This window comes from Streptomyces exfoliatus, from assembly GCF_000725545.1.
In the GTDB taxonomy this organism is placed as follows: domain Bacteria; phylum Actinomycetota; class Actinomycetes; order Streptomycetales; family Streptomycetaceae; genus Streptomyces; species Streptomyces exfoliatus.
Map to the genome: position 1 here is coordinate 132,479 of NZ_JNZP01000016.1, position 12,226 is coordinate 144,704.

At 72.6% G+C, this 12,226-nt stretch carries 5 protein-coding genes; all 5 read left to right on the top strand.

The window, feature by feature from the left end:
- Nucleotides 1-558 precede the first annotated feature (558 nt).
- The 5 genes from asnB (at nt 559) to IO20_RS0120600 (ending at nt 12,221) form a co-directional block, all read left to right on the top strand.
- Nucleotides 559-2,445: an asparagine synthase (glutamine-hydrolyzing) gene (gene asnB / locus IO20_RS0120580; RefSeq protein ID WP_030552661.1), complete on the top strand. Its 1,887-nt coding sequence runs from the start codon at nt 559-561 to the stop codon at nt 2,443-2,445.
- Nucleotides 2,433-3,149, top strand: a complete 717-nt coding sequence (locus IO20_RS0120585) for an aspartate/glutamate racemase family protein (RefSeq protein WP_157850794.1) — start codon at nt 2,433-2,435, stop codon at nt 3,147-3,149. Before asnB ends, IO20_RS0120585 begins: the two co-directional genes overlap by 13 nt.
- Entirely contained in the window at nt 3,146-4,906 is a 1,761-nt protein-coding gene (locus IO20_RS0120590; RefSeq protein WP_030552665.1) for an AMP-binding protein, read from the top strand. The genes IO20_RS0120585 and IO20_RS0120590 overlap by 4 nt, the downstream gene beginning before the upstream one ends.
- On the top strand, nt 4,903-11,391 hold the full coding sequence (locus tag IO20_RS0120595) for a non-ribosomal peptide synthetase (protein ID WP_030552667.1): 6,489 nt from the start codon (nt 4,903-4,905) through the stop codon (nt 11,389-11,391). Before IO20_RS0120590 ends, IO20_RS0120595 begins: the two co-directional genes overlap by 4 nt.
- A gap of 83 nt (nt 11,392-11,474) precedes the next feature.
- Nucleotides 11,475-12,221, top strand: a complete 747-nt coding sequence (locus tag IO20_RS0120600) for an aspartyl/asparaginyl beta-hydroxylase domain-containing protein (RefSeq protein WP_051874592.1) — start codon at nt 11,475-11,477, stop codon at nt 12,219-12,221.
- Nucleotides 12,222-12,226 lie beyond the last annotated feature (5 nt).

Here is a 12,226-nt window from a genome sequence, read left to right on the forward strand (position 1 = left end):
ATGGTCGCCACGTCCGTTTGGGCATGGGATGTGCCAATTCACCGGGAAACGCTGCGGGATGCTCACAGCAGAGGACTGGTTCAGGGTTCGGTCTCCTTGAGGCTTTCGGGAGACAACTCACTGGGAGACGCCCAAGTCTCCCCCCTTGGCCCACCCCGGACGAACCCACAGCCCGGCCGTCGCAATTACCTTTCCCCACCATCCCAAATGCGTCAACCCCTCTCCCCGTCAAGCCGGCCGTCCCGACCGCTCCAGCCCTCTATGAAGGGCCCTGGGAACCCGCTCGGCGCCACTGCCGAGCCCCACCACGGGGAGCCCCTGGGCCGACCGCCGATCGGCTCAACTTCCAACAAAATGTGGGTTGACCTCGGCTCCTGGCACACGTACGGTCAGCCCGAGCTGTCGCATCGGAGGTCCGCGACGCGATCCGCCCGAACGACCGACAGGGCGTGGAGCACCTCGGGGGGATCGGGTTCTTTGCTTTGCCGTATCAGCATTTCTGACCATGTCAGAGGTGTCTCAAAAATCATGTGCATGGCCCGCTGGAGTGCTTTCTAAGTGTGTGGCATAGCTGGAGTATTTTCGGTTGGCGTATCTACCGCGGAGCGCAGTTCCATTGCCCGCGACATGGCAGCCGAACTTATTCATCGAGGCCCTGATGACGCTGGATCAATTTCCTTGGGAAGCGTTGCCCTGGGTTTCCGTAGACTCGCTTTCAATGACCTGACGAACGGTAACCAGCCCTATTTGTCTCCGGACGGGGAAATCGTCTCGGTCTGCAATGGCGAGATCTTCAACCATCGCGAGATCAGGAGCTCCCTGGCCGGACGCGGACACCGGTTCCGCACCACCTGCGACACCGAGGTGCTGATCCCGCTCTACCGCGAGTACGGCACCGAGCTGACGGCTCATCTCGACGGCCAGTTCGGCTTCGCGCTGTACGACTCGGTGGCCGACCGGCTGCTGCTCGCCCGCGACCACGCGGGCATCGTGCCGCTCTTCTACACGGTCGTCGGCGACGAACTGATCTTCGGCTCCGAGGTGAAGGCGATTCTGCGCCACCCTTCGGTAGCCCGCCGGGTCGACCTGCGGGGACTCGACCAGATCCTCTCCCTGCCCGGACTCGTCAGCCCGCGCACGATGTTCGCGGGCATCCACTCCCTGCGTCCCGGTGAGCGGCTGATCGCCGACCGATCGGGGATCCGCACCGAGCGCTACTGGGATCTCGACTACCCGCAGCAAGCCGATGCGGCCCCGCGGCTGGAAGGCCAGGCGGCCGACGACGCCTTGGAGGCGCACGCCGAGCGCGCCGCCGGACTGCTGGAGTCGGCGGTGGAGAGCAGGCTGCTCGCCGACGTGCCGGTCGGCATGTACCTCAGCGGCGGGCTGGACTCCAGCATGATCGGTGCCCTGATGGCCCGGGCCCGTCCCGGCCACGCCTGGCCTAGTTTTTCGGCGGTCTTCCCCGACCGGGATTTCGACGAGGGTGAGGCGCAGCGGCTCGTCGCGGGGAAGTTGGGCACGGCACACCACGAAGTGCCCGTTCGCGACAGTGAACTTGCCGACTGGCTCCACACAATGGTGCGCCATGCGGAGTGTCCGGTGCGCGAGTCGTACAACGTGTGTTCTCTCCTGCTGTCCCGGACCGTTCGGAATTCGGACACCCGTGCGGTGCTGAGCGGTGAGGGTGCCGACGAGCTTTTCGGCGGGTACCCGGGATACCGGTTCGACGCCGCCGGACTTTCCGGCAGCCGGACCCGAGGACTCGATGCCCACCTGGAGCGCGAGGCGTCTCTGCGAATGTGGGGAACACAGCTGTTCTACGAGAACGATCACATAGCCGCGCAGGAGTTCCGGCGCGAGCTGTATTCGGACGATCTTTCGGACAGCCTCGACAGTTTTTCGGTCACCGGCCAGCGCCTGGTCGACCCGGAGCGGCTCATCGGGCGCCACCCGCTCCACCAGCGTTCGTACCTCGACTTCCATCTCCGGCTCGCCGACCACCTGCTCGGGGACCACGGTGACAGGATGGCTCTCGCCCACGGCGTCGAGCTGCGCTTCCCGTTCCTCGCCCGCGACGTCGTGGACTTCGCCACCACGGTGCCCCCGGAGCTGATGCTGTACGGGGCCCAGGAGAAGGCGGTACTGCGCCGAGCGGCCGCCGGGTTGGTGCCCGCGGAGATCCTCTCCCGCCCCAAGTACGGATTCCGGGCACAAACCAGCTCCCACCTTCTGGCCGCGGGCGCGGACTGGTTCGAGGAGCTGATCGCGCCGTCCACCGTTCGCCGTCAGGGGTACTTCAACCCCGCGGCGGTGAGCGAACTGGCCCGCCGCCAGCGCGAGGGCCGGCACCGGGTGCACGCACACCTGGACACCGACTACCTGATGGTCATCGCCACGTTCGCCCTGTTCGTCGAGGAGTTCGAGCTGCCGTGTCTGGGCTGAGTACCGTCTCGCGGCAACTGGTCGGCGTGGTGGGGGGCATGGGCCCACTGGCCTCCACCGAGCTGCTGCACACCGTCTACGAGCAGGGCTCCTGGGCCGTCGAGCAGGACGCACCGCGCGTCCTGCTGTGGTCGGACCCGGCCGTGGTGGACCGGACCGACGCGATCGGCGGCAACGGTCTGGGCCCGCTGCGCGATGCCGTGGAGCGGGCGGTGCGCGGACTCGAGGCGGCCGGTGCCCACCGCATCGTGATCGCCTGCCTCACCGCCCACCACGTGATCGAGGCCCTGCCCCCGGAGCTTGCCGCCCGGTGCGCCTCCCTCGTCGACATCGTCTTCGACGAGCTGGAGCGCGCGTTCGAGCCGCATCTGCTGCTGTGTACGAGCGGCACCGCTCAGGCCGGCATCTTCACCTCTCATCCCCGCCGCCGAGCCGTGGCGGACCGACTGGTTCCGCTGGCCGTCGACGACCAACGGGCCCTGCACGAACTCGTCTACCGGATCAAGCGCGGAGCCGATCCCCGCCAAGGGATCGACTTCCTGCGGGAAACCCTGCCCCGCTACGGCGTCTCCGCGTTCGTCGCGGCGTGCACCGAACTGCATCTGGTGACCAGGGAGATCGCCGCCGCCGGCCTGGCAGGCGACTTTCCCTCCATCGACCCCTTGACGATCGCCGCCGAGCGGATCAGGAACGGAGTGCTGTGAGCCACGAGACCCTCCTCGCCCGATGGCACGATCACATCACGCGGCGGGGTGATGCCTGTGCGGTGTCGGCACCCGACGGCGACCTGACTCACCGGGAGCTGGCCGACCAGGTGGCGGGCGTGCACCGGGCGCTGTCCGGATCCGCCACGGACGGTCCCGTGCTGGTGGTCTGCGCCGACCCGGTCCAGGCCCTCGTGGGCCTGCTCGCCTGTGCGCTCGCCGGGCAGACGGTGGCCCCCGTCGACGTGCGCCAACCCGCTGCCCGCTGGGCCGCCATCGTCGAGGACCTGCGCCCCGGCGCCGTTCTCGCGGACGCGCCGGGCGCGGCGGCGCTGGCCGCCGCCGGAGTGCGGGGCGTGCCCGTGCTGCGCGCGGACGCCTGCGCCCCCGTCGCCTGGGTGGCGCCGCATCTGGAGCCCGCGGCCCGCGCCGACGCCGGGTACGTCTACTTCACGTCCGGCACCACCGGCCGGCCCAAGGGCATCCGGGGCAGTCTGGCGGCCGTCGCCCACTTCGTCGACTGGGAGACCTCGGAGTTCTCGATCGGTGCGGGCACCCGCGTCTCCCTGCTGACCTCGCCCGGGTTCGACGCCTTCCTGCGCGACGCCCTGGTCCCCCTGTGCGCGGGCGGCACCGTCTGCGTGGCCCCCACGCCCGAGCTGCCGGTCGGCGATGCGCTCGTACGCTGGCTCGCCGAGCAGCGTGTCGAGGTGCTGCACTGCGTGCCCACGGTCTTCCGCACCCTGCGCACGGCCGGAGCCGCTGCCGGATCGCTGCCGGACCTGCGGGTGGCCCTCCTCGCCGGTGAGCCGGTGCGTGCCTCCGATGTCGCGTGGTGGCGGGGGCTGTTCGGCGACACGAAGGAACTCGTCAACCTCTACGGGCCGTCCGAGACCACGATGACGAAGGTGTTCCGGCGGCTGGACGCCGCCGACGCCGTCGCGGAGACCGTGCCGGTCGGCCGGGCCATGCCCGGGGTCACGGTCCGGGTCCTGGTCGCCGGCGCCCCCGCGACCGACGCCATCGGCGAGATCGAGATCGAGGTGCCGTTCCCCCTGGCCGGCTACCTCGGCACGGACGAGGGCGGCTTCCGGCTCCCCCACCGCTACCGGACCGGCGACCTCGGCCGGATCGGCGACGACGGCACCTTGGTGCTGCTCGGCCGCCGCGACCAGCAGGTCAAGGTCTCCGGCGTGCGGATCGAGCTGGGCGCGGTCGAAGAGGCCCTGCGTGACCACCCGGCCGTCCACGACGCCTGCGTGGTGACGGCCGACCACGAGGACACCACGGTGCTCGGCGCGTACGTGGTGACCACCGACGCCACCAGTGACGAGGAGCTGCGCGCGCACGCGGCGCTGCGTCTGCCGTCGGGCCACCTTCCGTCCGTCGTCGTCCGGCTGTCGGAGATCCCCCGCACACTGAGCGGCAAGGTGGACCGGCGGGCCTTGCCCCTGCTGGCAGCCGCCCGTTCGACGGCGGAGGAGGACGCGCCCGGCACCCCGCTGGAGCGTGAGATCGCGGCTCTCTGGGCCGAACTGCTCCACCTCACCTCCGTGGGCCGCCTGGACGACTTCTCCCTGCTCGGCGGCACCTCCCTGGCGATGGCCCGGCTGTTGGACGCCCTGCGCACCCGGTTCGGCGTCGAGGTCACGCTGCGCTCCTTCCTCCTCGACCCGACCGTCGCGGGACTCGCGACGGTGATCGAGGACGCCCGTACCGGCGGCGGCACCCAGCTCCCGATGGAGGCCTCGGCATGAGCCGCCCCCAGCCGTTCACCCGGCGGTCCGCGCGCGACCGCGCCCCGCTCAGCCACGCCCAGGCCGCGATCTGGCGGGCGGAGCAGGTACGTCCGGGCACCGCGCTGCACAACGAGACCGCCGCCTTCCGGCTGACGGGTCCGCTGGACGTCGCCGCGCTGGAGCAGGCCCTGGCCGACCTGGCCGTCCGGCACGAGGTGATGCGCTGCTCCGTGGCGGCGGACGAGTCGGGCATGCCCTGGCAGCACTTCGCCGAGCGGGTCGGCTCGACCGTCGTGCTGGAGGACCTGTCCGCGCTGCCCCGGGGCGAGCGGCCCGAGCGGCTGGCCGGGCGGATGGCCGAGGCCGCCGCCGTCCCCTTCGACCTCGGCAGTCCTCCGCTGCTGCGCACCCACCTCTTCCGGCTCGGCGAGGCGGAGCACCTGCTGATGTTCGTGGCCCACCACATCGTGGTGGACGCCTGGGCGTTCGGGGTCTTCCTGGAAGCCCTCGCCGACCGCTACACCGTGCGGACCACCGGCTCCGGGAGCGCGGACGAGAGCGAGGCCAGGAACGCCGTCGCGGAGGTCGACTTCGGTGACTACGCCGTCTGGCAGCGTGCCGGGGACGCCACCCGCGGCGGCCTGGACCACTGGCGCGAGCGTCTCGGCGGGGAGCTGCCCGTACTCGCGCTCCCCACGGACCAGCCCCGGGCGGACCGCACCGACGTATCCGGTGCCGTCCACCGCGTCTCTCTGCCCCCCGACCTCGTGACGCGGCTGTCCGCGCTGGGTCGCGGTGAGAGGGCCACCCTGCCCACCGTGCTGCTGACCGCGTTCTGCGCGGTGGTGCAGCGGTTCACCGGCCAGGACGACCTGATCGTGGGCATGCCGGTGGCCACCCGCAACCTGCCCCGGCTCTCCTCGGTGATCGGCCCCCTGCTCAATGTCATGGCCCACCGCGCCGATCTCTCCGGCGAGCCGACCTTCCGGGCCGCCCTGCAGCGGACCCGGCTGGCGCTGAAGGCCGATCTGGCCCACCGCGACACCCCGTTCGACACCGTCGTCACCGACCTCGGCCGCGCGTCCGGCCCGGGCCGGGGCCCGCTCTTCCAGGTGATGTACGCCTTCCACAGCGGCCCGACGACTGCCCTTGAGCTGCCCGGGCTGGAGACGGTGCCCGCGCTCTCGCACAGCGGCACGGCCAAGTACGACATGTCGCTCTTCCTGCGGCCACGGCCCTCCGGCGAGCTGGAGCTCGACCTCGAGTACCGCACCGGCCTGTTCGGTGCGCAGAGCGCGGCAGAGTTCGCCGACGCGCTGCTGTGCCTTGTCGGCGCCGCTGCCGAGGAGCCGGACCGCCCGCTCGCCGAACTCCCGGTGATGACCGCGCGGCAGAGGCGGCGCGTCCTGACCGGCTTCAACTCCGACGACGCGGCGACCACCCCCTGGGGCACCGTCGACGAGGCCGTGCGCCTTCGGGCCGCGGTCGACGGCGGAGCGCCCGCCGTGCGGCAGGGCGCGACCGTTCTCGACTACACGGCCCTCGACACCTGCGCGGACCGCATCGCCGACGCGCTCGGCGCCGTGGCGGACGAGCGGATCGCCGTACGGGTGCGCCGCACCGCCCACCTGGTCCCCCTGCTGCTGGGCATCTGGCGTGCCGGCGCGGCCTTCGTGCCGCTCGACGAGGGGCTGCCCACAGAGCGGGCCGCCCATATGCTGCACGACAGCGGAGCCTGCCTGCTCGTCACCGACGACCCCGCCGACGAGGCCTGGGGCGTCCCCACGGTCTCCCTCGCGGCGCTGCTGGCCGCCGACGCGGCGCCTGCGGCGACCGCCGGTCCGCCGGGGGCGGCTCCCGACGGCATCGCCTATCTGATGTACACCTCGGGCTCCACGGGCACCCCCAAGGGCGTGGCCGTGCCGCACAGCTGCGTCGCCAACCTCCTGCACAGCGTCACCCTGCAACCGGGCATCGGACCCGAGGACGTCCTGGTCGCGGTGACCTCGCTGTCCTTCGACATCTCGGTGCTCGAACTCTTCGCCCCGCTGACAGCGGGTGGGCAGGTCGTGGTGGCCCCGCGCGAGTCGGTGCGCGACACCGATGCCCTGGGCGCGCTGCTGCGCACGAGCGGGGCCACCGTGATGCAGGCCACGCCGTCCCTGTGGACGGCACTGGTGAGCGGCGGCTGGCCGGGCCTACCCGGGCTGCGGGCGCTCAGCGGCGGCGAGGCACTGCCCCAGAACCTCGCCGAGCGGCTGCTCGAACTGACCGACGAGGTGTGGAACCTCTACGGGCCGACCGAGACGACCATCTGGTCGACCGTCGCCCGGATCCTGCCCGGGGAGCAGGTCACGGTGGGACGCCCGGTGGCCCGCACCGTCTGCTACGTCCTGGACCGGGACGGCCGTCCCGTCCCGCGCGGCGCCACGGGCGAGCTGGTCATCGGCGGCGCCGGGGTGACGGCCGGCTACTGGCGGCGGCCGGACCTCACGTCCTCGGCCTTCGGCCCGGACCCCGTGGACCCGACGGGCGGCACCGTCTACCGGACCGGGGACCTGGCGCGACACCTGCCCGACGGGCGGATCTGTGTGGTCGGGCGGGCCGACCAGCAGGTCAAGATCCTCGGTCACCGCGTCGAGCTCGGCGAGACGGAGCAGTACCTCGGTGACCACCCGTCGGTGGGCCAGGCGGTCGTCGTCATGGACCGCGAGCACCAGCCAGGTCCGCGGCTGGTCGCCTTCGTCACCGCGGCGGCACGGCCACCCGCCGGGACCCGTGACGGCGGCGGCATCGACCCCGCCGAGCTGCGGCGCCATCTCGCTGCCCGGCTGCCCGCCGCCGCCATCCCCTCGGCCTTCGTGTGCCTGCCCGAGCTGCCGCTGAACACCAGCGGCAAGGTCGACCGGCCGGCGCTGGCCCGGGCCGCCGGTGAGGTGGGCGCGTCCACGGCCGGGCGATCGGCGCCGGTCACCGCCGCGGAGCAGCGGATCGCCGCCGTCTGGGCCGACGTACTCGCCCTGCCCGTCGCATCGGTGGGCCTCGACGACGACTTCCTGGCCGCGGGCGGCAACTCCATCTCCGCCACCCGGCTGCTCGCCCGGCTCGCCTCGGACCTGGGCTCCGCGCCCACGCTCGCCGAGTTCTACGCGGACCCGGTGCTGCGGACGCTGGCGGCCCAGGACTCCGGGACTCCGCCGCCGGCGCCGCCGCAGGTGCGCTACGGCACCGCAGGACCGGTGGTGCCGCTCACCGACCAGCAGCGCCAGCTGTGGCTGCTGCACCGGTTGGACGAGGACAGCGCCGCCTACAACCTGGCGGCCCGGCTCACCCTGCCGGACGCGCCCGACGAGGCGGCACTCACCGCGGCGCTCGCCGATCTGGTGGACCGGCACCAGGTCCTGTCCGCACGGTGCGAACTGCGCGACGGCACCCCCGTGATGGTGTACGAACCCGCCGCGCCCGTCCCCCTCGACGTGGTCGATCTGCGCGGAGCGGAGGGTGCCGACGCGCGCTCGCTCGCACAGCTGGCCGAGGCCGAGGCGGTACGCCCCTTCGACCTGGCCACCGGACCGCTGCTGCGCGCCACCCTGGTGCGGACCGCCGCGGACGGGGCCACGCTGCTGGTCACCGCCCACCACATCGCGGTGGACGGCTGGTCGATCAGCATCGCGGTCGGCGATCTGGCTGCCTTCTACTCGGCCCGGCGGTACGGCACCGCGGCGCCCGAACCGCTGCCCGCCGGTTTCCGGGAGTACGCGGCCGACCAGGCCGGGCCCTCCGCGCAGGCGTCACGCGCCGAGCACCTCGCGTACTGGACCGAACGTCTGGCGGGTCACTCGGGTGTCCTGGAGCTGCCCGCCGACCTCGGCCGGCCCGCCGCACGGGCCACGGAGGGAGCCGCGCTGCCGGTCCGGCTGCCGCAGGAGCTCGCGGCCCGGCTGCGTGAGACCGCGTCGGCCGCACGCACGACGCCGTTCACCGTCCTGCTCGCCGCGTTCGCCGCACTGCTGGGCCGTTACGCGGACACCGACGACGTGGTGGTCGGCGTGCCGGTGGCGGGCCGCGGGCCGGCCGAACTCGACCAGGTGGTGGGCTGTTTCACCAACACCCTGCCGGTGCGGATCGACCTGTCGGGATCGCCGTCCTTCACCGAGCTGGTCACGCGCACGGGCCGCTCACTGGCGGCGGACCTGGATCATCCGCTCGTCCCCTTCGACCGGCTGGTCTCGGCGCTGGAACTCCCCCGGGACCCGGCCCGGCCGCCGCTGGCCCAGGCGATGCTCGTCTTCCAGAACACCCCCGTGGCCGCGGCCGGTCCGGGTGGCGTGCTGGGCACGCTTGCGCCGACCGGCACCCGGACCGCCAAGTACGACCTGACGCTCTCGCTGACCGATGGCCCCCTGGCGCTGGAAGGGGAGCTGGAGTATGCGAGCACCCGGTTCAGCCGGGGCCAGGCGGGACGGTTCGCTGACCACTTCCACCTGGTGCTGCGGGCCGCGCTCGCGGAGCCCGGGGCGTCGCTGGACGGCCTGGACCTGTCGGAGGCGGTCGCCGGACCGGTGGTGAGCGGCCCGGGCCGGGCCGACCACCCCGTCCCCGTCCACGAGGTGTTCCGCCGTCAAGCCGCGGCCGCTCCCGGGGCGGTGGCCGTCCGGCACGGAGCCGAGGAGATCGGCTACGGGGCGCTCGACGGGTGGAGCGACCGGATCGCGGCCCGGCTGCGCGGGCTGGGCGCGGGCCCGGGACGCTTCGTCTCGGTGCTGCTGCCCACCGGCATCGTCCAGACCGCCGCCATCCTGGGCATCGCCAAGACCGGTGCGGCCTTCGCCGTCCTGGACGGGTCCGATCCCAGCCTCCGGCTGCACACCGTGCTGACCGATGCCGAGCCCCTGTGCGTCCTGGCGGCCCAGGACGTGGTCGCCGGCCACCCCACGCTGCTGGACCGGGACGCGGCACGGTTCGGGGGCTTCCCCCTGGAGTTCCTGGATCCGGCGCTGCCGTCCGCCGGGGAGGAGACGGCGCCGGAGCGTACGACAGCGGACTCGGGCATGGTCCCGGGCGCCACGGCCGACGATCCGCTCTGTCTCGTCTACACGTCGGGCTCCACGGGCCTGCCCAAGGGCATCGCCCTGCCACAGGCCACTCTGGCCCAGTTCGCCGACTGGCAGCGCCGGGAGTTCGGTGCCCGCTCCGGCAGCCGGATCGCCCAGTGGGCTCCGTTCACCTACGACGCCGCCTATACGGAGGTGTTCGCCGCGCTCTGCTCGGGGGCCACGCTGTGCGTACCGCCGGACGGGGTACGGCGGGACCCGGTGGAGATGGCGCGGTGGCTCCGCGAGGAGCGGATCACCCAGATCCAGCTGGTCCCGGCCTTCTTCCAGCTCGTCGCCGAGGTCCTGGAGGCCCAGGGTGCGGACCTGCCGGACCTGGAGCACCTGCTACTGGCCGGCGAGGTGCTGCCCGTGGCGCTGGCCCATGACTGGGCGCACAGGCCGGTCCGGCCGCGGATCCACAACCTGTACGGGCCGACGGAGTGCGTACTGGCCACGCACCGGGAGCTGCTGCCGGGCGAGGAGTTCGCCGCCTCGGTGCCCATCGGCAAGCCGATCCCGGGCCGCTCCGCGGTGGTCCTCGACTCCAAGGGACGGACCTGCCCGGTGGGGGTCACCGGCGAGATCCATCTGCGCAGCGAGTTCCTGGCCGGCGGCTACCACCGCAGGCCCGAGGAGTCCCGCGCGGCGTACGTACCGGATCCGCGGGAGCCCGGCGCCACGTTGTACCGCACCGGCGACCTGGGCCGACTGCTGCCCGAGGGCGGACTCGCGTTCGCCGGACGGCTGGGCAGCCAGATCAAGATCCGCGGGAACCGGGTCGAACTGGAGGAGATCGAGGCCGTGCTCGAGGCGCACCCGCAGGTGCGTGAGGCGGCCGCGGCCGTCCACCGGATCGGCGGAACGCAGCGGCTGACGGCATACGCGGTGGCCGCCGAAGGCGTGACCGCGTCGGCGCTGCGCACCCATCTCGCGGAGCGGCTACCCGCCGCCGCGGTGCCGGAGAGCGTGCGGCTGTTGGAGGCCCTGCCCCGCACCCGGACCAACAAGCGGGACCGTGCCCGGCTGCCGCTGCCCGAGGCACCCGAAGCGGACCTCACGGGAGGCGCCCCCGCGCTGTCGGGCCCGGAGCAGACGATCGCCGACGCCTGGCGGGAGCTTCTCGGGACCGAGGCGATCGGCCGGCACGTCAACTTCTTCGAGGCCGGGGGTGACTCGATGCTCGCGGCCAAGCTGCAGATCGAACTCACCCGGCGACTGGGCCGACCGGTGCGGCTGGTGGACGTCTTCGCCCGGCCCACCATCGCCGAGTTCGCCGCCGCCCTCGGTGCGCTGGAGGTCACGGACACGGTGGGGGTGCCGGAGGCCGCGCAGCAGCGGAGCGACCGGCGGCGGGCCGCGCTGAACGGCCGGGCCCGGGCCCGGCGGGCGGCGCGGGACGCGGGCTGACCGCACACCGGCGGACACCGACACCGCACAGCAGCACAGGCAGACCAAGAAGTTCAGTCACGGACGCGTAGGAGAGAAACGGCATGAGCGCGATGGACACCGACCTGGTGATGCAGGAGCTGGAGGGGCTCCTCGGTTCGACGGGGCTGGAGCGCGTCGAGGAGTGCCTGGCCATCCTGACCGGGCGCAGCGCCCCTCAGTACCTGCACGACGAGCAGGAGCCGACCCGGCTCTTCTTCCCCGGGATCAGCGCCCTGCCCTGGCACGACACCGCCACTCTGAGCTGGGTCGCCACGATGGAGGAGGCGTTCCCGCAGATCCGCACGGAATTCCGGGCGCTGCGCGAGGAGCAGGCGAGGTTCGCCCCGTACGAGGACATGTACACCAAGGAGCTCGGCTGGCAGGGCTGGGACACCTACCAGCTTTACCGCAACGGCGAGTGGCGCGCCGAGGCCCGTGACCGTTGTCCGGTGACGGTGGAAGCGCTGGAGAAGACGCCGCACGGCCCGCGCGACGGCATGTTCACGATCCTCAACCCCGGCGTGCACATCACCCCGCACACGGGCGGGGTGAACCTGCTCCTCACCACGCACCTGCCGCTCGTGGTGCCGCCGGCGTGCTCCATCAAGGTCGCCGAGGACGAGCGCACCTGGCAGGAGGGCAAGGTCATCCTCTTCGACGACAGCTTCATCCACGAGGCGTGGAACCGGGGCACCGAGCAGCGCGCGGTCCTGTTGTGGGACGTCTGGCACCCGGAGCTGACCGACGTGGAGATCAAGGCGCTGAGCATCCTCATGCCGCGCTTCCAGCAGTACCTCATGGCCGTCTGAGGCCC